The organism is Pseudomonas donghuensis (assembly GCF_000696345.2).
In the GTDB taxonomy this organism is placed as follows: domain Bacteria; phylum Pseudomonadota; class Gammaproteobacteria; order Pseudomonadales; family Pseudomonadaceae; genus Aquipseudomonas; species Aquipseudomonas donghuensis.
This window is the reverse complement of record NZ_CP071706.1, coordinates 2,616,179-2,636,848: the sequence shown is the minus strand read 5'-3', so window position 1 is coordinate 2,636,848 and position 20,670 is coordinate 2,616,179. Positions and strand designations below refer to the sequence as shown.

14 protein-coding genes and 3 pseudogenes are annotated in these 20,670 nt (G+C 56.8%); 2 read left to right on the top strand and 15 right to left on the bottom strand.

From position 1 onward, the window contains the following. Positions 1-63 precede the first annotated feature (63 nt). The 8 genes from BV82_RS12250 to BV82_RS12215 all read right to left on the bottom strand — a co-directional run bounded on the left by BV82_RS12250 (position 64) and on the right by BV82_RS12215 (position 9,477). Positions 64-1,245, bottom strand: a complete 1,182-nt coding sequence (locus BV82_RS12250; RefSeq protein ID WP_036995913.1) for a hypothetical protein — start codon at positions 1,243-1,245, stop codon at positions 64-66. Positions 1,246-1,551: 306 nt separating this feature from the next. After that, a complete protein-coding gene (locus tag BV82_RS12245) occupies positions 1,552-2,790 on the bottom strand; it encodes a serine hydrolase domain-containing protein (RefSeq protein ID WP_081839673.1) in 1,239 nt (412 codons plus the stop codon). Between the two features lie 5 nt (positions 2,791-2,795). Continuing rightward, entirely contained in the window at positions 2,796-3,752 is a 957-nt protein-coding gene (locus BV82_RS12240) for an ABC transporter ATP-binding protein (protein WP_036995915.1), read from the bottom strand. Positions 3,753-3,776: 24 nt separating this feature from the next. Next, the gene (locus BV82_RS12235; RefSeq protein WP_051636780.1) at positions 3,777-4,808 is read right to left on the bottom strand and encodes an ABC transporter ATP-binding protein; all 1,032 of its coding nucleotides are present in this window, start codon (positions 4,806-4,808) and stop codon (positions 3,777-3,779) included. Continuing rightward, a complete protein-coding gene (locus tag BV82_RS12230) occupies positions 4,808-5,692 on the bottom strand; it encodes an ABC transporter permease (protein ID WP_036995916.1) in 885 nt (294 codons plus the stop codon). Before BV82_RS12230 ends, BV82_RS12235 begins: the two co-directional genes overlap by 1 nt. After that, complete coding sequence (locus BV82_RS12225) at positions 5,689-6,705, bottom strand: ABC transporter permease (protein ID WP_036995917.1); 1,017 nt, start codon at positions 6,703-6,705, stop codon at positions 5,689-5,691. Before BV82_RS12225 ends, BV82_RS12230 begins: the two co-directional genes overlap by 4 nt. 178 nt (positions 6,706-6,883) lie before the next feature. Next, positions 6,884-8,428: an ABC transporter substrate-binding protein gene (locus BV82_RS12220; protein ID WP_036995918.1), complete on the bottom strand. Its 1,545-nt coding sequence runs from the start codon at positions 8,426-8,428 to the stop codon at positions 6,884-6,886. 221 nt (positions 8,429-8,649) lie between these two features. After that, a complete protein-coding gene (locus BV82_RS12215; RefSeq protein WP_036995919.1) occupies positions 8,650-9,477 on the bottom strand; it encodes a helix-turn-helix domain-containing protein in 828 nt (275 codons plus the stop codon). Positions 9,478-9,979: 502 nt separating this feature from the next. Between BV82_RS12215 and BV82_RS26515 the strand changes: the two genes are divergently transcribed. After that, positions 9,980-10,102, top strand: coding sequence for a hypothetical protein (locus BV82_RS26515; protein WP_258702558.1), 123 nt, complete (start codon positions 9,980-9,982; stop codon positions 10,100-10,102). 81 nt (positions 10,103-10,183) lie between these two features. Here the strand turns inward: BV82_RS26515 and ptrR are convergent. Continuing rightward, positions 10,184-11,039 (bottom strand): annotated as a pseudogene (ptrR, locus tag BV82_RS12210) (putrescine utilization regulator PtrR). A 100-nt stretch (positions 11,040-11,139) separates the two neighbouring features. On the opposite strand from ptrR, the pseudogene BV82_RS12205 reads away from it, so the two are divergent. After that, positions 11,140-11,394: pseudogene (locus tag BV82_RS12205) on the top strand (aldehyde dehydrogenase family protein); the annotation flags it as partial. A 401-nt stretch (positions 11,395-11,795) separates the two neighbouring features. Here the strand turns inward: BV82_RS12205 and BV82_RS12200 are convergent. The 6 genes and pseudogenes from BV82_RS12200 to BV82_RS12175 form a co-directional block, all read right to left on the bottom strand. Continuing rightward, positions 11,796-12,117 (bottom strand): annotated as a pseudogene (locus BV82_RS12200) (hypothetical protein); the annotation flags it as partial. Positions 12,118-12,167: 50 nt separating this feature from the next. Beyond that, the gene (locus BV82_RS12195; RefSeq protein ID WP_036995948.1) at positions 12,168-13,124 is read right to left on the bottom strand and encodes a cyclase family protein; all 957 of its coding nucleotides are present in this window, start codon (positions 13,122-13,124) and stop codon (positions 12,168-12,170) included. A 230-nt stretch (positions 13,125-13,354) separates the two neighbouring features. After that, positions 13,355-14,797: a hypothetical protein gene (locus BV82_RS12190; protein ID WP_215444977.1), complete on the bottom strand. Its 1,443-nt coding sequence runs from the start codon at positions 14,795-14,797 to the stop codon at positions 13,355-13,357. Between the two features lie 75 nt (positions 14,798-14,872). Then, positions 14,873-16,021, bottom strand: a complete 1,149-nt coding sequence (locus BV82_RS12185) for an iron-containing alcohol dehydrogenase (protein WP_036995950.1) — start codon at positions 16,019-16,021, stop codon at positions 14,873-14,875. Positions 16,022-16,203: 182 nt separating this feature from the next. Beyond that, positions 16,204-17,577, bottom strand: a complete 1,374-nt coding sequence (locus tag BV82_RS12180) for a sigma-54 interaction domain-containing protein (protein ID WP_036995951.1) — start codon at positions 17,575-17,577, stop codon at positions 16,204-16,206. Between the two features lie 751 nt (positions 17,578-18,328). After that, positions 18,329-20,656: a TonB-dependent receptor gene (locus BV82_RS12175; protein WP_036995952.1), complete on the bottom strand. Its 2,328-nt coding sequence runs from the start codon at positions 20,654-20,656 to the stop codon at positions 18,329-18,331. Positions 20,657-20,670: the final 14 nt, after the last annotated feature.

Below are 20,670 nucleotides of genomic sequence, written 5' to 3'. Positions count from 1 at the left end.
GCTAAATCTGTGGGCGAGCCCACTCACGAAAAGGACTTTAGGGCTGTTGCCAAAAAGTCCGGATCAGAAGTAATAACCGATGTTCATGTACAACTGGTTTTCCCACTGGTTACTACCACCAGCCCCCAGACTCTGGGTGAGGCTGCCGCCACCGATGACCGGATCATTCTTGCCGTACAACCATTCCGTGGCGATCCACAGCTTGCTGAGGGAGAACGAGGTGCCGAGAATCATCCGTTGCGAGGTCTTGAAATCGTCCGCGGATTTATCGAAGGCGCTGTAGTTGGCGTACATCTTTACACCGCTGATCTGATCGAACAGATACTTGCCGCTGACGTCGTAGCTCACATCCGCTACGTACAAGTTGCCGCGACTGGCGACGTTGAAGGTGGCGTCGTAACCGCCAAAAGTCACCAGTTCATCGGTGCCGGGGTTGCGCGGGGACATCTGCTGTCGCGCGGCTTGCAGTTGCACGCCCCACGGGCCGTTTTTGCCGATATAGTGCACCGCCATGGCATTACGCCGACCATCGTTGTTGGTGTCGCGGTTCTCCAGGGACGAGGTCAGGCCGGAGATCCCGACTTCAGACTTCCACGACCCCAGGTCCAGCGCCTTGGCCACCCGCAGGACCACTGTGTTGCGTTCCTGGTTGTTGCTGCCGTGGGTGACATAGCTGTCCGCTTCGGAGACCACGGTGGAGTAGGTTTCACCATTGCTGGTGCCTTTGCCCTGCCAGGCCGGGCGCAGGTAGTAACCGGCCTGAATATTCCAGTCGCCGCTTTGCTGGATGTACTTGGCGCCGACTTCTTCCACGTCTTCCAGTCCCACGACGTTGCCCAGGGTTTGGTAGAACGTGCTGCCGAAGTACGGCTGCAAACCGAACGGCAGCTGGTTCAGGCCGACCTGGACCTGCTGGTCGGGGTTGAACTTGTAGCCGATCCACGCCAATTCGGCGAACTGGACGTCACCGACATTCTTTGTGTATTGGTAAGGGTAGGCTCGACCGTAGAACCGGTATTTGGCCTCGCCAATCCAGGTGTCGGAGTTGTACTTGGTGTTGAGGATCGCGGTGTCGAAGTTGAACTTCTGGATGTCGCGATCCGGGTCATAGTCCCAACGCGCCCGGACGGCACCGCCGAGATTGAGGTTGTCGGTGATCTGGATCGCCATCGCGGGGGTGGAAAGGGCGCCCAACAGCGTCAGCGGGGTCAATGAGCGCAAGGCCCGGGTGGTGTTCAAGTTCATGGTCGCTCCGTCTCTTGTTTATTTTATTGTTGGCAACACTCATCCCGGCCACGGCAAAAGCGCGGTCTGGATGAAAGGGGTAAAGCCCGTCAGGACAGAGGCTGCGAACAGCGTCCAGATGCCAGCGGGCCGGGAGGGTCAGCCGCCGGCGGCACTCAGGTTTGCTGCCGGTCCCGCTTCTCGCACCGAAGCCCCGGGCGCGGCGGCCAGCAGGGTCTGGGTGTAGCTATGCCGAGGCGGCACATGGCACCTCTTCACCAAGGCTGGGACGTGCCTGACAAAGCCGCGGTCGTTCATACTCCCGCGTTAGCTGCGTTGCAGTTCTTCAACCACAGCGGCACAAGCACGGAAGTTATTCACCGTCCATTCTGAATTGATGAAATCCGGCCAACTGGAAAGTTTTACGATTGCCACTTCAGAAGCCGGATCGAAATAGATACTTTGCCCAAATACACCGCGCGCCGAATAGATGCCCTGCTCACTGTCCAGCACCCAGCACTGATTGCTGTAGGCAGCGCTTGGAAAGTGTTTGAGAAAGGGGCCATACAGGACCTCAAAAGCCGGTGTGGAACCACGACCACAAGCACGAACAAAATCCTCTGGAACAATCTGCTCCCCGTTAAAACGTCCACCTTGCAGATACATCTGGGCAAACCGCCCCAGATCGCGCAGCGTGACACTCATCCCGCCATCGGCTAATGCGGATCCAACACAATCGAGGGTGATATTCGCGTCTTGTTCCGTCCCCAGCTTTGACCAGATCTCCCGACTCAGTAAAACGGGGAGCCGCTCGCCGCAGGCCCGCTCACAGACCCAGGCCAACATATCGGTATCCACTGAGCGATATTCAAAGAACTGACCATGTTCACGGTCTTTGCCCAGTGACTTTAACAAACCATAAATGCTGTCCGGAGACGTTCGCTCCCCCCGTTCACGCCAGCCCGAGGCGATATCCAACTGGATGAATTCAGCATCCGGATCGGTGTAGTCCTCCCTGAATCTCACCCCCGTACGCATATCCAGCAAATCCTGTACCCGGACGTCGCCATAACCGCTTGCCGAAAGCTCGGGCACATAATGGCTGACCGGCGCTTGGGAATCGATTCTGCCCTGACCGATCAACCTGCCGACCAGGCTGCCGATGATGGTCTTGGATACCGACTGCAACAGATGCAACGTGTGCGGCTGCATACCGTTGAAGTACTGCTCCGAAACCACCTTGCCTCGGTGGAGCACTAAAAAACCATCGGTATAGCTGTCAGTCAGAAACGTCGCTAGGTCAGTTTGACCACCGTCGACCCGCTGGAAACGTACATCGTCCAGTGAGCGTTCGTTGCGCTCGAGTTCGGTGACCGGCCCGGGACTGCGATGAATAGCGGCCACCGGAAACAGCTGGCTCATATGCTGGAACGACCAGCGGTTATAGGGCGGACTGTCCCAATTATGCAGGCCAACTTGCTTTTCCCGGGGCGGCGGATAGCCCAGCATCAGCCTTAAGTCCTGATAACCAATGCCGGGAGCGGTCATGTCTTTTTTATTGTACATAGGGTTCAGCTCTCATCGTTCAGAGGGTGGTGGCAAGAAAAGCGGTGGCCGTGATCCTGGGTCTCGGCTGGCACCTCTCGGCGACAACGCTCACTGGCCCGCGGACAACGTGGCGCGAAGTGGCACCCGACAGGCCGGTTCAAGGGACTGGGGATCTCGCCACTCAGGACTTGCAGCTGGTCACGGCGCTCCGGATCGATGGAGGGCACTGAATTGAGCAGCGCACGCGTGTAGGGATGACGCGGTCGGCCGAACACCTGCTCCACCGGCCCGGCCTCGACGATGCGCCCCAAGTACATCACCAGCACCTGCTGCGCCAGATACTCGACCGTCGCAAGGTCGTGGCTGATAAACAGGTAGCTCAGGCCATTGTCGGTCTGCAGCGTCTTGAGCAGTTGCAGCACCTGGGCCTGGACCGACACATCGAGCGCCGCCGTAGGCTCATCGAGGATCAGCAGTTTTGATTCCAACGCCAGGGCCCGGGCGATAGCGATACGCTGCAACTGGCCACCGGAGAATTCATGGGGATAGCGCTCCATGTGCTCCTCGCCCATCCCTACATTTCCCAGCAGCATGAGAATGCGCGCGTGCAAGGCGCTACCGCGCAAACCAAAGGCAACCTTCAGCGGCTCGGCAACAATCGCCTTGATCGTCATTTTCGGGTTCAGCGAGGCGTACGGGTTCTGGAACACCATACTCAAGCTCCTGCCCCGCGCCCTGGCATCAGTGGGCAGCGGCCGACCTTCGACCAGAATTTGCCCACTATCGGCTGGCAGCAGACCGAGCAAGGTCGCGGCAACCGTACTTTTGCCACAACCGGACTCCCCCACCAGCGCGACCGTCTCACCGGCCTGCACCTCCAGGCTGATATGGTCGATGGCGGTCGTCAGGCCGTCGCGGGTGGCGAAGGTCTTGTGCAACTGATTGACGCTCAACAGTGCGGGCGGTTTGTTGTTATTCATAGCCGTTTACCTTTCAAAGAAGCCTCACACCTTGACCAATATGTTGTGGCAAGCGGCCCAGTGTCCCTCGCCGATTTCCACCCTCGGCGCAGCCTGATGGCAGCGTCCGGTGGCGCGTTCACAACGTGGGTTGAAGGCACAGCCAGCCGGGGGAGCCGCCATGTTCGGCACCTGCCCCGGGATGAAGCACAGGGGCTGGGGTCCCTGCCCCAACCTGGGCACGGTGCCCATCAACTTCAGGGTGTAGGGGTGTGCAGGTCGCTTGAACACCTCGCCCACCGGACCGCTCTCCACCACTTCGCCGGCATACATCACCGCCACCCGGTCACAGAGCGAAGCCACTACCCCCAGGTTGTGGGTGATAAACAGAATCGCCAGGTCCTGCTCCCGTGCCAGCTTGCGCAGCAGAGCGATGATCTGCGCCTGCACGGTGACGTCCAGCGCCGTGGTCGGCTCATCGGCGATCAGCAGTTTTGGCCGACAGGCCAGCGCCATGGCAATCACCACTCGCTGCAACTGACCGCCAGACATCTGGTGCGGGTACTTGGCTAGCGCCAGAGGGGGGTCGGGCATGCTCACCGCTTCCAGCGAGCTCAGTGCCTCGGCGCGGATTTGTACCTTACTCAGTTGCCGATGGCAGCCGATGACATCGAACATCTGCCGCCCGACAGTGAAGAACGGGTTGAGCGCCTTCATCGGATTCTGGAAGATCATCGCCGCGCCACCGCCACGCAAAACCGCCAGCTGCGACGCCGACGCGCCGTTGACCTGCTGTCCGGCGACCCTGACACTGCCTCCCAGCCGAGCGGCCTCAGGCATCAATCCAAGGCAGGACATGGCCGTCATTGACTTGCCCGAGCCCGACTCCCCCACCAACCCGAGGATCTCGCCGCGCCTGACCTTGAGGTCAATACCGCGTACGGCCTTTACGGTCTTGAACAAACCAGGGAAGGACACCGTCAGCCCTTCCACTTCCAGCACCAGGTCTTGAGCGGTGTCGTTATTCGAAGCGGCGAGATGTTCGATAGCAGAATATTGCAAGGATTCGTCGATCATCAGCGTGTCCCCTTCTTTGGATCGAGCACATCGCGCAGCCCGTCACCCACCAGGTTGACGGCCAGCACCAGGACAAAAATCGCCACTCCGGGAAACAGCACCGTCCAGGGATTCTCGAGCAACTGCGAGCGCGACGCCGCGGCCATCAGCCCCCATTCGATCATGGGCGGCTTGGCCCCCAGCCCGATAAAGCTCAGCGAAGCAGCGGCGAGAATGGTGTAACCAAAGTCCATGGAGCCCTGCACGATCACAGGCGTGGTGGTATTGGGCAGTACATGGCGAAGCAAGATACGGCAGTGACTGACGCCCATGGAACGGGCAGCATGGATATAGGTTTCTGACCGAACCCGTACTACCGCACCGCGCATGATCCTTGCGTACCAGGGAAACCAGGAGACAGCGAGCGCTAACATGGCGTTGGCCAATCCCGATCCCAGCGCAGCGGTGATAGCGATCGGCAACAACAGCGGCGGAAAGGCCAGGAACACATCTGATAAACGCATCAGCAGCGTATCAACTCGACCACCGAAGTAACCGGAAACAAGCCCAATCGGAATCCCGATCAGCATCGCAATTAGAGTCACGCTCACTCCGATGATCAGCGAGGTGCGTGCGCCATAAAGCACCCGTGAAAGAATGTCGCGACCAAACTCGTCGGTGCCCATCCAGTGTGCCCAGTTGGGTGCCAGCAATTTCTGGGAAAAGACAATCTTGTTCGGTTCATAAGGTGCAAGCCAGGGGGCGAAGACTGCCGCCAGGATGATCAGCAGTAATAACAGCGCGCCGAATACAAACAACTTGTTATCGCTGGCAAACACCAGGGCCTTGATACGCCATGATGGGGCTCGCGAGGGCATGGACAGGGATACGTCTTGGATACTCATTGGACTCGCAACCTCGGATCAACAAGGTGATACAAGAGATCAACGATCAGGTTGATCGACAGATACGTCGTGGCCAGCACCAGGGTGGCTCCCATCACAGCGGGGAAATCATTCTGGGCAATCGAAAACACCACGAAGCCGCCCAGGCCGGGCCAATCGAAAACGAACTCAACGACTACCGCACCACCGAGCAGGTAACCGAAGGTCAGGCCCACCACAGTCAGGAGCGGAATCATTGTCGCCTTCAGGGCATAGGCGTAATGGATACGCCACTTGGGTACACCGTAAGAAACGGCCGTACGGATGTACTCCTCGGATAGCACCTCCACCATCATGTTGCGGGTGATCCGGGTGACAGTGGCCAAGGTCACGATGACCAGGGTGAGCACGGGTAGCGTCAGGTGTTTGATGGCGCTCCACAGTGCTACGAAATTACCGGCCAGAAGAGTGTCGATCAGGTAGAAGCCTGTCACACGCTCAAAGGGGCTATCGAGAAGAATGGAAGCATCGATACGCCCTTGCAGGGGCAGCCAGTTCAGCTTGCCGTAGAACAGCAACTGCAAGCCCATGGCCAGGATGAAAACTGGAAACGCCGTCCCGGCGATGGACCCCGCTCGTGCCACATTGTCGACCACTGAGTTCTGCCGCGCCGCTGAGATGACACCGATTGGCACCCCCAGCACCACCACCCAGAACATCGCCAGGAATGTCAGTTCAAAAGTCGCGCCAACCCGCCTGACCACTTCCTCCACCACCGGCCGCCCGGTGCGCAGACTAGTGCCAAAATCACCTCGGAGAAGATCGCCGATGTAATTGAAATATTGGATTGGCAGAGGCTTATCCAACCCCAGTTTTTCCCGTGCGACGGCAATTTGCTCCACCGTGGGGTGGTTCCCCAGCATCATTTCTACCGGGGAACCCGGAAGAGCTCGGCTCAGAACGAAGGTGATGGTCAACACGCCCAAAAGAATGAAGAACATCACTATCAATCGCTGAGTTATATACTTCGCCATTTGGAATACCCCTTGTGGCTAAAAAACTTGACCCTGACTTCTTACGCCCTACATAAAAACCCCAAAAGCGGATTAGCCCTTGAGGGACTAACCAGACAAATTAACTAACTGCCTGGTTATCGATTTACATGGCAAATCAGGTATTACACGTACCACTTGATCAAGGACGACTCAGCATTCAGCGATTCAAGTTGTAATAGAGAATCGCCTCATAAGCAGGATTCAGGCTCTTTTCCATACCCTTGATATCTTTGCGGGAGACACGTATCTGCTGCACGTCGGCGTACCAGATCGCAGGAGCGTCCTTGGCCAGTAGCTGCTGGGCCTGCACGTACTTTTCAGTGGATTGGGCCCGATCACTGCCTTCTAGCGCCGCCGCCTCTTCGATCAACTGATCAAAGCTTGGGTTGCTGTAGTGAGACAAATTGAATAGCGTGATTTTCTCTGTATGGAACTCACTGAAAAGCCAATCGCTGGGTGTCGGATATGTCGGCCACCAAGCCATAGATTGCAGGTTGGGAGCGGTATCCAGCTTCTTTGCCTTATCCCAGATCACACCCCACTCGCCGGGGCGTAACTCCACCTCAACGCCAACCTGAGACGCCGTCGCCTGGAACAGTTCAGCAGCGTTTGCATAGATGCCGCTGATGTATTGCATCGAGACCTTCCAGTCCTGCTTAGGTACACCGGAGGCTTCCAACAATTGTCGGGCTTTATCCAGATCGTAAGAGGCCATAGGCACGCTGGCATGCCCCCAGATACTGGTGGGCAAAGGCCCCTTGGGAACACTGCCGTAGCCATGCAAAATATCTTTGGTGACACTTTCATAGTCCCAGAGGTACTGCAGCGCCTGACGAAATTCCAGGTTGTTCGTAGGGTACTTCTGGGTATTGATCAGAAATTGGAAGTTCTTCCACGAAGGCGCGGTGCTCACCTTGATGGAGGGGTCCTCTCCCAACACCTTGAGCTGATCAAGAGGGATATCCCAGGCAACACCGGCCTCGCCATTTTTGATCATCTGGGTACGGGTGGAGGCTTCGGACACGACCTTCACGATGACCCGATCAAATTGCCCTTCTTTCCAACCTCCCCAGTAGCCATCGAATCGCTCAAGCACCACTTGCTGGCCCTGTTCGACCTGCCCAAGCTTATAGGGACCGGTACCGATGGCGTTGGGAGCCATCATCCAGTCATGCCCTTTCTCCACCGCCGCCGGGGCAATGATGTAAGCGGCATACTGGCCTGCCGCGATCAGATTGGCCGGAGCGGGAGTCTTAAACTTGAGCACTACCGTATCGTCAGCGAGGGCCTCGACGGTATCCAGACCGTTCCATACAAATGCAGCGCCCTGTTTCAGCTCCTTGACGTAATCAATGGACTTTTTGACCGCTGCGGCATTAAAGGCCGAACCGTCATGAAATTTAACGCCGTGCCGCAGCTTGAAGGCCCAGGTCTTGCCGTTGTCGCTGCTTTGCCAGGACGTGGCGAGCCCGGGGGAAAACTCCTCAGCACTGCCTGGCGCGTTATATACCACCAGTGTCTCGTAGATATTGCCCAGAACCCGCACTTCCTCCGAAAAAGCCGAGGCTGGATCCCAATCCTTGAAAGAGGCTCGATCAGCGACAACCAAGGTATTGTTTGCCGCATACGCCAAACCACTGGTCAACGGCGCAGCAACGGACAGCGCCATCAACCCCGCCATCAATGTTCTTTTTAACTTCATCGGTGTTCCTCTTATTTTTATGGTGGGCGCAGCGGATCACTTGTAGAAACAGGCACTCATTCAATTGGAATGAATGATGTGATTGGCCGTTAACGAAACTGACCTCTGAGTGGTGTATGGCATTATCGATCTGCCGCACGGCCAGCTCAATTTCGCGAGCACGAAGAAAAAAACGCCAGATGACGCCCAGAAGCGTCACCTAGCGTCTATTTTAAAAAAGACTAAAACAGCGGAGGGACAAGGTTGAACTCACCTTCTGGTGGATGTACCAGCAGCCGCGCCCTCACCTCGACGGGAATCTCAGGGGCATCAATCGGAAAACAGCTGCAACTGGTGAGAGCGTTACGCAGGTCGATCGACTCGCCTAGGTGCTCAAATACAATATGGGCACCAAAAGGACGGCGAAAATTGTCACCCGAAACGCCGAGTACCAAGCCGTTGAGAAAACGGAAACGACTGCGGTAGGAGGGATAAATCGCTGACCAGATATAGCCCCGGGACGAGAGGTACTCGCGCTCGACGATGTAAATCAGATCCGATGAGGCAAAGCAGAACCCACGATATTTATTAATGCCGAAACTCTTCAACTGGTCATCGCCCAACCTCATCCGCTCGTAGGTTTTACTCAGGATCTTTTCGCCGGAGCGGGTCAAGCGGGTAATCGACTTGATCACCTCCCCCGGCGCGGAAGGCGACATCAAATAGACAAAGTAGTAGCCCTGGTACTTCGACAACGCCTGTGCGGAACTCGGAAAAAAATCGGCTGGTACCGCACTGTCCGACTCTCGCGCCGTGCGTTGCCTGTTGAGCAGAGCGCGGAAGGATTCATGCTCGGAGAATATTTCCTCCTCATCCACCCCAAAAAAAGTGCAGATCTTGCGCAGGGTAAAGGACGAGGGTGTCGCTTGCGCCCCCAAGTATTTGTTGAACTGCTGGCGGTTGATATCAAGGGAGCGGCACACCTTCGCCACCGACTTATAATATCCGCAGAGAAGGCGCAAGTTTTGACTGAAGTCTTGCATCGACAGGGATGAACCGGAACTGGCCATAAAGAGTATTCCTAACGCCACAATTGACAACATGCTGAACTAATCGTCGCTTAAGGTCACGGCTTCAAAAGCTCAGTGCAAAACAGTGCCTGAAAGTAGCGCAGAAGCTCGGCATTGCCAACCCGTGATCGATGCGAGCATTGAGCCCGATCATAGCGACTATGGTGAGGAAATATTCAACAAATACACAAGCTTATCCTGCGATTCCTCACGCCTCGATAGAATTACCATCGGCTGAATATTTGTAATTCGCGCCTATAGCTACCCAAGAGCCGACTGCTCACTTGAACATCGCGTGAGCTCTTGGTCACGATATCCTCCCTGTAACCTGATGAATCGATGTGGTCGAGGCGGCACGAACGCGAAACAAGCACGCTACCTCAATGCTGCTATATCAGTTTGCTATGCGCCACTCCCGGCCATCCACAGAGCAATGCCCTTCCAGGCGCCACAGTCGTTGACTAACGAACAGGTATACGCTGTCACCGGCTGCATCCTGCACATGAACAAACTGACTGAAGCCAATACGACCGTCAATGCATCGACATTGGCAGCCGTAAAAATGCCGAATCAAGACGGTTTTTTATCGATGAGAGACCCGACAGCAAAGCTGTCGCCTGCATGATTAACTGCTTGAAGGCCCCCAGATAGAATCCTACCTGACCGGGCTGAGTCTGCTAATCGATGACAGTTCGATTCGCTCAAGTCAGTCGGCCCGACGCTGTGCATCGTCTTCGAGCAAACGCACGAACATGGTCAGGCTTTGCGACACCGTCCCCCGGCGCCACACCAGCCAGGTTCGCAAATAGCGAAAGGACTCCGACAACGGCCGCACACTCACCGTGGTGCAGCCCGGCATGCTTTCGAGCATGCTGCGCGGCATCAGCGCCAGGCCAGCACCGGAGCTGACACAGGCCAGCATGCCGTGATAGGACTCCATTTCGAAAATCTTGCCGGGCACCGCAGCATCCTTGGCGAATCAACTTTCAAAGTGATGTCGGTAAGAGCAATTAGAGCGAAAGGCGTAGATGTTTTCGCCGTTCACATCCTGCGCACGGTGGATCGGCAAATGGTTGAGCGGCGCGATCAGCATCATCTCTTCCTCGAATGCCGGCACGCCCTCCAGTGCCGGGTGCAGCAGCGGCCAATCGACCCGATAGCACTCCGTCGATCATGGTCCCGGAAGGACCGGTGGACAGGGCCAGTTCGACCTTGGCGTGTTTCTGGTTATAGACGGCCAACAATTCAGGAATACGCACCGCCGCCGTGCTCTCCAGCGCCCCCAGGGGAAACGATCCTTGCGGCTCTTCCCCGGCAACCGTCGCGCGCGCCTCCTGGACCAGATCGAGAATGCGTCGGGCATAGTCGAGAAAACTCTAACCGGCCGGCGACAGCCGCAGGCGGCTTTTCTCGCGGATAAACAGGTCAACGCCCAGGTCCAATTCCAGTTGTTTGATCCGCGTCGTCAGGTTCGACGGCACACGATGGATGTGCTGAGCGGCGACGCTGATGCTGCCGTGCTCGGCGACTGCTTTGAAAATCTCCAGCTGAACCAGATCCAAGTCATTCTCCATACGTGAACGATACGGTCAGAATTATTCATCTTTAAGAAACCAAAAGCCACCGTAGTCTGAACGCATTCCCACCCCGCAGGACGATGCCATGACCAACATTTCCAGCCTCACTCATGCCATTTCGATCAATCCCGTCAACGGCGAGCAGATCGGTAACTACCCTTTTGAATCCGAAGCGGCGCTGCAAACCGCACTGTCACGTGCCACGGCCGGGTTCCGTGTCTGGCGCTGCACACCGGTTGCGCAACGCGCGCAACGGCTGATCGCCCTGGCCAACGTCTTGCGCAACAACGCAGAAATGATGGTGAACATGATCACCCTGGAAATGGGTAAGCCGATCACTCTGTTGGACCATGCCGGGTAAACGGCGATGGTTGGTTAGCTGATGCTGGCGTCAGCTGGGATATTTCTGGGTATTTTTGGCTATCGAGGTGGCGTTGTGGCGAGCGGTACTTCCTACCGTAAGAACATTCAGCGGTGGGGCTGGATCGATGATTGCGCTCTGCTGGTGCAAGAGGTACTTAGGATACTCCTCTCGCCAACTGTTGACGGGTACTGCGGGATTCTCAGACCCTCTGAAGTTCCCAGTAAAGACGATGAACAAGACGTTGTGCTTTCTGGCCAGCACATCGAGGATGTACGCCCCCCCCCCCCGAATGTGAGTACCGTCGTAAGGAGCGTTGGTGTTGCCCAACGACAGGTTGAAGATCCTGCGAGAGTGTCAGACTGAGCGACTCAGGCCTGTCAGTCAGCCATAGCCTCTTCTGTTACCCGCTTAGTAGCCGTGGGCGACTCAGCACCGTTGGCTGGCCTTGAAATGCGCCGCCTTCAGATACTTGGCAAATGTCCCATCCACCTCGCCCTTGAAGAAATTTTTGCCGTAGATCAGCAAACACAACACAACGCCATTCCCGAATGCCCTGCTCGCCCCCTTGATCGCCAGTACCGCGCCGATCACGTCCGCGATACCCAAGTCACGCTGGCAACGAGCTTCAAGAATGCCCAGACGCACACTTGCATAACCCTGGATCAGCAACGTCAGCGACAGAGCAACACCGAGAATCGGCGGCTTTCACTTATGCTGAGGCAGGATTAAACCTGCCCCAGCATAAATGACTATTTGATCACTACCGGATTGACTGGTGATCCGGCAGCGCGATGTACTTTTAGCGGGGCTGCCACATAAAGGAAAGTATACTGCCTGTCTTTAGCGCAACTTTCAGCTAGCTTTTCCAGATCGCAGATCTCCGTAAAGGCGATACCAAGATTACGCATCAAAGCACAGTGTAGTGGCAGAGCCACACCTGATACTGGGTCTGTCGTGACCTCATTGGCGATGGTATCGGTGACAAGGTTTGGAATTTCCTTCTCATGGAACCATCGAACAAGCTCCTCCGAATATGTAAGGCCTGGCTCGCAGAATCCGTCGTAAAACGCCTCGCCCTGCTCATAGAAAGCTTGAAGGAAGTTAGTCCTGATAATCAGGATATCGTGGGGCTCGATCGTATGGCCCTGAGCCTCTGCGCACGCCACAAGATCTAAGTGAGTAAATGTCTCACCTTTATCCAGCATGCGCTTGCCACGATGCCGTGCCATATCCAGTAATACTCCGCGCCCGACCACTCCTCGCTCGCCGATAGGTGCGACACTGGCCTTGTCAAGGCCACCCACAGTTGTTCGCGCGTCGTAGCCGTTCCATATTTTTCCGCCGTACCAGAGGTGGCCAAGCGCATCATATTGCGTGGAGCCTTGCAGGAACGCGTCGATCTTGTCATCAGCGTAGTGCAACCCGCCGGGATAACATGGGCCATGATCATTGTCCCAGCTTGACTCATCGAGAACCATAGTACGTTCCGCCGGGGTACGGCCTGGCCAAACCGGATCGCCTGCGGGATCACCGATCATACGTTGTAAAGTAAATACGCTTCCCGTCTTAATGTGCGCCACCCCGCGCATGACTTCTTGCGCGGTCAGGTAATTCAGAGAGCCAACTTCGTCCTCCGGTCCCCACTTGCCCCAGTTAGAAGGAGCGTCCTTCAAAAAATCATCCATCGTAGGAACTGCAGTAGTCATGATTTTTTCCTTTTAAGTCGCGGTGATTATTGTTTGCTTTGAATGACTGGGTGACTAATGCTCGCTTGGCGAAAGCAAGGCGAACTTTCATTCGTGGCTAAGGCGTGGCTGGAGTTAGCCCGTGGCTCCTCCCACAAATGGATTAGTGTTGATCACAGAGGGAGTGATCAATACAAAACCTGTGGGAGGAAGCTCACCGCAATGGTGTCAGACTGAGCGACTCAGACCCGTCAGTCAGCCATAGCCTCTTCTGCTACCCGCTTAGTAGCCGTGGGCGACTCAGCACCTTTGGCTGGCTTGGCATCCGCCGCCTTCAGATCCTTGGCAAATGTCCCATCCACCTCGCCCTTGAAGAAGTTTTTGCCGTAGATCAGCAAACACAACACAACGCCAATCCCGAATGCCCAACTCGCACCCTTGATCGCCAGTACCGCGCCGATCACGCCCGCGATACCCAAGTCGCGCTGGCTACGAGCTTCAAGGACGCCCAGACGCACACTCACATAACCCTGGATCAGCAACGTCAGCGACAGAGCAACACCGAGAATCGGCTGTACCAGAGTCACTACCGGCAACAACAGCAGACCGGTGTTGGTCCCCCAACGGAACGACCCGACACCGCCGATAATCGACTTCATCGCTTTCGGCCCACCTTTAAAACGCTCGATCACCACCACCAGCATCGCCGCCCATTTTGGGCCGCACATGGCGACATCCGGGCCAAAGACACTCATGAACGCATTACGCGCGCCGAAGATCAGGTGAGAGCGATCGGCGTTGTAGTCGACGACTTCATCAGTGCGGACAGTTTCTGCCTCATCGAGGAGCGATTTCGCACTAAGCACATCGCCGAAGACAATGATGTACACCGCCAGCATGGTCGGCAGCGCGGAGATGAACATCGACAGTGGTGGCATGCCCAGACCGAACACGGTGTAGTTGCTCCACAGCCCGGCGAAATCCGGTTTGCTGATGCCCCACTGAATGGTTGGCCATGGCGCCTCACCGAACAGCGGCGCAATCACCACCGCCAACAGAATGATCGGCAAGATCCCCAGTTTGGCGAAGTTCCACCAGAAGCGGTTGCGCTGCTTCAGTTCGTTGAAATGCTGGGAGAAGATCAGATAGAAGGCGATGCCGACCGCAATGGAAATGGTCCAGGGCAGCACATTGAATTTACCGCCAACCTGGAACACCGCGATCACCGCACTCAAGCCGGCACCGACGATAATCCCGGACTTGATCGCCGAGGGCACATATTCCACAACCTTCTTCGCCATCCCGGTCGCCCCTAGGGCAATTGAAAAAACCCCCAACATCAACTGGAAGGCAATCAAAGCGTGGACACGCTCCGGGCCAATTGGAAATTGAGCACAGTAAGCCATCAACAGTGGTACCGCCGGGGTGATCCAGCCAGGTACGGTCGGGTCACCGAGCAAATGGTGCACGAGGTAAAGCAAGCCGTTGAGCATCACGACGGCCAGCGCGACCTCAAATGGCATGCCGAGCAGTTCGGTCATCAGCGGAATGGCGGCCAAATCCACGGCACACATCAGCAAGCCTTGGAGGTAGTCCGGAAGTTCGATTTTGTAGTGAATAAACGGCAACCGAACCTTGAAAGGACCCAGCGGGATGTACGGGCTTTCGCTCCGCTGCACAGTAGTGTCGGACATTGAGTTCACCTGTTTTATTGGTCTTGTAATGACGGGTGCACGCACCCGGAGGGCGGGCGTCGTGGCTTATCGGAATCAATAGGCTGCGCGATAGATTTTCTCGATATCGGCGGCTGTCAGCTTGCGCGGGTTGTTGCGCATCAAGCGGTCGATCTTACTGGCCTCTTCGGCCATCGCCGGGATGGCATCCTCAGGCACGTTGAAACTGCGCATACCTGTTGGGATATCCACATTGGCACATAGATCCGCCATGGCTTTGACAGCCTGATCCGCCGCATCCTTGTCGTTCAGGTCGGCGACACGCACGCCCATGGCTTCGGCGATGTCACGGAAGCGCTCGACGCAGGCCATCTTGTTCCACTCCATCACGTACGGCAGCAGCAAGGCGTTGCTGACACCATGGGCGATGTTGAACCGGCCGCCCAATGGATACGCCAGCGCATGCACCGCGCCTACCCCTGCGTTGCCAAATGCCATGCCGGCCATCAGGCTAGCGGTGGCCATGTCTTCCCGAGCTTGGAGGTTGGACGGATTGGCATAAGCCTTCGGCAGCGCCTTGGCGATCAGTTTGATCGCACCCAGCGCGATGGCATCAGTGATGGGCGAAGCATTCACCGAAAGATAGGACTCGACCGCATGCACCAGCGCGTCGACACCGCTGGCCGCCGTCACACTGCGTGGACATGTCAGGGTCATGATCGGGCTGACCAGTGCTACGTCAGGCAGCAGGTAGTCGCTGACAATGCCTTTCTTCAGCTTCGCTTGCTTGTCAGAAAAGATTGCCACGTTGGTCACTTCCGAACCGGTGCCCGCGGTAGTCGGAATGGCAATCAGCACGGGGCCTTTGCGTTTCACCAGATCGACACCAAACAGTTCGGCCAGCGGGCCTTCATGTCCGGCAAACACCGCGACGCCCTTGGCGATATCGATTGCACTGCCGCCACCCACAGCAATCAACCCGTCATGGCTGCCCTCGCGATAGGCGCGGGTACAGTCCTCAACGATGGCAATTTCAGGTTCCGGTTTGACTTGATCGAAAATGCCGTAACGGCGTCCACCCAGTTGCGCCAGCGCCAGATCAACAGTGCCGGATTTCAACAGAACGGCGTCAGTGACGATCAGCGGTTTTTTGACATTGAGGCGAGTCAGTTCAGCCGAAAGCTGCTCGATAGCGCCTTGTCCAGTGATCAGTTTGTTGGCGATTTTAAAAGCAGAGATGTTCATAGTGCTCGTCCAGGGATGTTGTTTTATTGGAAGACGTGCCGTATGAGTTAGCGAAAGACGTGCCAATACCCGCAAACCCCTGTGACGTGGGCCTTTGCGCGATTCACACGAAAAATAAGAGGGGTTTTACCGGTCAGTCCCGATTAGTTTTCTGATCGATTTATTCGGGGCTGATTAAAATCCTAATCAGAATGTTCCCAGCGTTTCATTTTCTGCACCACGGTCGCCTGACTCACGCCCAACGCCTTGGCCGCCAGGCGCGTGGTCTTGTGCACACGCAACGCGGCACGAATCGCACTGCGCTCGGCGTTTTCCAATACCTTGCGCAGCGGTAAGCGACTGTCATCGGTATTCAGCGGATTGAGGTTGAGGATCTCCTCAGGCATGTCAAGCGCCTCAATAGTCCCAGTCTGATTGGTCACCACCAGGCGCTCGACTATGTTGATCAACTCGCGGATGTTGCCGGGCCAGTCGTAGTCGCACATCAGGTCGAGAGCTTCGAGCCCCCATTGAACCTGGCGTTCATAACGGACATTGAATCTGTCGAGGTAGTAATGCAGAAGCGGAGCAATCTCCTCCCGACGCTCGCGCAGTGCCGGAATGTTGATCGGCACCACGTTGAGCCGGTAATACAGATCTGCCCGAAAACGACCTTCTGCCACTAGCTGTTTGAGGTCATGGTGGGTGGCGCTGATGATGCGTACATCGACCTCCTTCAGCTCCAGGCCACCGACCGGAATGAAGCGGTTTTCTTCGATGACCTTGAGTAACTTGACCTGCACCGGCAGTGGCAAATCACCAATTTCATCGAGAAACAATGTTCCGTGATGCGCCAGCTCCAGCAGGCCACGCTTGCCTTTAGGACCTGCGCCTGTGAACGCTCCAGGTGCATAGCCAAACAGCTCGGCTTCGATGAGGTTCTCGGGCAGCGCACCGCAGTTAAGTGCGAGAAATGGTTCACTGGCACGCGGACTGGCGTTGTGGATGAATTGCGCTACGAGGGTCTTTCCTACGCCGGTTTCCCCCTGAAGCAGAACCTTCACCGAGCTACTGGCAACCTGCCGGGCCAGCGAGAAGATACTGCCAGAAACCTCCTGATCGGCCATAAGCGGAGAACGCAGGAGGTTGTCTCGTTGGCCAGCATGAAGCTTGGCGGTGCTGTTGCGCAGTTGTTTAAGCTGTTGCAACTCATCGCGCTCGTGTTTCATGCGCAGCAGTTCAGTCATGTCGCGTACGGTACTGACAACATATGAAATCCGGTTTTCAGCGTCGAGAATCGGTGTGGCGCTGACTAACAAATTCTTGCCCTGACTCAGGCTCTGCATCACCGACACCGGCCGACCTTCATGCAATACACGCAGTGTGGCCGATTGCGAGAGGACGCCCTCCTTCACCAGCTCCTGCATGGATCGGCCTATGAGATCAGCACCACTGAGCCCGGTCTGGCGCTCATAGGCTTGATTGACCTTCAGCGTCTTGCCGTCGCCATCAGTGATGTAGACGCCGTCATGCAAAGCGTTGAGCAGTTCTTCGAAACTGGTGTCGTTGACGTTCACCGGGGAGGTTCCTTCGAGGGTGCGGAGCAGTAAAGTGTAAACGTTGTGCCGAGGGATGGAGAGTGACGTAAGCTTGGCCTAACGATGTAGTTTCAGATCTGCTTGCAAACCCTGCGGGCCCGATCGCAATCTCTTTCTTTGGCACCGACTACAAAAGTCTGTAGCCCCTGGCATAGCGTGTGATCTGTTTAGCGGTATTAAAGCGCCGAGAGGGGGTAGCTGATAATCAGACGGTTCTCGTCGAACTCCAGGCTACTGTAATCGCGACGCAAGGTCGTTATTGAAACGCCCGTCTGCCTTGGCTCCAGAGGTCATCGGCTTGGGCACATAGGCGGTGATGCCGGCATCGTGACAAGCCAGGATTTCTTCGCTTTTGAAGTAACCTCGATACGCCTATCCCCTTGGAGAGCTTGCAGACGAACGCGCCCTGCTACAGATAGAAAAACCGAGCAGCGCGCTGGACGTTAATAAAGAGGGGGCGAGGGAGGGATAATCCTGCCAATCGAGAATATGGCATCCACAACCCACTTCCGGAGTACTTGCGAGAGCATCAAGCTCCACAGAGCGCTCGCAAGAGCCAGTACGAAAGTGGGGGACCGGGTGGGGGACCGCAATCCTTTAGACACGAAAAAGCCCGTCTATGACGGGCTTTTTCTGGAGATATATGGCGGAAGCATAGACATTCGAACTATGAGAAAGCCCCGAATTGTCAGCCTTACATCAATTACGCCCGAACGAAGGTGAGCCAGCCTTAAAAGTCATATCGAACAGTCATTCCAGCCATCCGAGGTGTACCGATCGATCCCGTGTAGGCACCGTTGGTAACCGCCGATGCAGTTAGGAAGTAGGTTTTATCTGTCAGGTTGCGGACCCACAGCGAAGCATCCACCTGGCCGTCACCTGCATCGAAGCGAATTCCGCCAGACAGGTTGACCAGGCCATAGCCATCGATGCGCGAGAGCTGGGAGTTATCCAACGTGCCGGTCGCTTCGGAACGGTAACTGTAACTGGCGGTCAGGTAAGGCTGCAGGCGGTCACCGATGTTCCACTGGTAGCGGCCATTGAGGTTGCCGATCCAGCGCGAAGCGCCGACCACCGGCTGACCAGTCAGGTCGCATGTGGCCGAGGCATTGACGGTAGTGACTTCCGCCGGGCACGGCGCGTTCTTGAACGACAGGTAACGCACATCGTTGTAAGAGCCGTTGAGGTTCAGGGTCAGGCCAGCGATCGGCAGCCAACTGATATCCAGCTCCGCGCCGCGTGAGCGCACTTTGCCGGCATTGGCCATGACATTGACCGGCAGCGTAGAGCCGGCGGTCAGGGTACGGGTGGTAGCCTGGTAGCCGTGCACCCCGATCCAGAACAGGTTGGCATTCAGTTGCAGGCGGCGGTCGAACAGTGTGCTCTTGAAACCCAGCTCGGCATCATTGAGCCGCTCGGGGCCAATCATCAAGCTCTCTGCGCCCAGACCGGCAGCGGGTGAGGCCAGGTTGATTGCCCCGGATTTTTCGCCATGGGCGAGCGATGCGTAGCCCAGCAGGTCTTCGTCGAACTCGTAACTCAGGCTCAGCAGGCCGGACGGCGAGACACTGTGCAAGCCGAACTCGCCAGTGTCGAACGCACCCATCTGCGCATCCCGCGCCGCCTGCAACCCGGATGTAAGTGACGCGCCCCCGGCGGGTGCGAAGCGATGTACGCGTGCAGACTTCTCCTCATATGTGGCGCGGGCGCCGGCCGTGAAGGTCAGGCGATCGGTCAAATGCCAGTTGCCCTGGGCGAACAACGCATAGCTGTCGGTGTTGACCTTGCCATTCATCTGGGTGCTGACGTTGTTGTAGATACCTCGATCGACCCCGGTCAGGTACAGGTCGGCCAACGGGCCGTAGTCGGTGAAGTTCTTGTTGCCGGTGTTCTGCCGGTACAGGTAAGCGCCGAGCACGTAATCGAATCGCTCGCCCACCGGTGAGGCCAGGCGCAGTTCCTGGGAATACTGGCGCGTGGTGACTTCGGTACCGCCGTCGAGTATCGCGGGTTGATCGCTCAAGTCCGAATCGTTGTGCGGCAAGAAGTGCCAGTAACGGTAGGCGCTGACCGAGGTCAGGTTGTAACCACCGGCCAGTTTCCAATTGGCCTCCAGCGAGGTGCCGCCCTGAAACACATTGATGCCTTGTGCGCTGTCGATATTGGCCTTGCCGCTTCCGGCTTCGACCGAGGTGGCCCCGATCAGGCGCGTGCGCTCACGGTACCGATCGGCAGCGCCCAGCAGTGTGATGATGCCATTGGTGGAATCTTCCTGGTTGTAGTCGGCGATCCAACGCAAGCTGAAGTCTTCGTTGGGCTCGAACAGCAGTTGCCCACGTGTGCCCTCCCGCTCCCCGCCGTTGAAGCGCCGGCTGTCGTGCAGGTTGTCGACATAGCCATCGTCACGCGTGCGATAAACTGACAAGCGACCGGCCAAGTTATCGCTCAACGGGCCGGATACTGTGCCCTTGCTCTGCACGTAGCCAAATTCGCCGCCGCTAAGCTCGACACTGCGCTCGGGCGTGAAGGTCGGCTTGCGGGTGCTGATGTTGATGACCCCTGCTGTGGTGTTCTTGCCGAACAAAGTGCCCTGCGGCCCTCGCAGTAACTCTGCCTGCTCGATATCCAACAGGTCGAACGCTACCATGCCGGAACGGGCCATGTAGACGTTGTCGATGTAGATGCCGGTGCTGCCTTCCATGCCCTCGCCCACCTGGTTGTTGCCGATTCCGCGGACCGCGACGTTGGACACGCGCGGCTGGCTGTAGGCAACGTTGACGCTGGGCAAATACTGCTGAAGGTCCTGCAGTCGATAGATACGCTGCTCTTCCAGTTGCTGGCCGCCGAGCGTGGTCATGGGCGTGGGAATGGACTGCGCATCCTCTTCCCGCCGACGGGCACTGACAGTGACCTTTTCCAGGTGGGTGTCGGGCTCAGCCTGCACCGACGTGGTCACAGGCTCGCCCTCGGCCCAGGCAAAGCTCTGGCACATCAACAGCAAGAGCGCCGCAGGCGGACGCAGGGCAAAATGGGGGCGGTGATTGAACTGACGTTTCATGAAGCTTCCTAGGT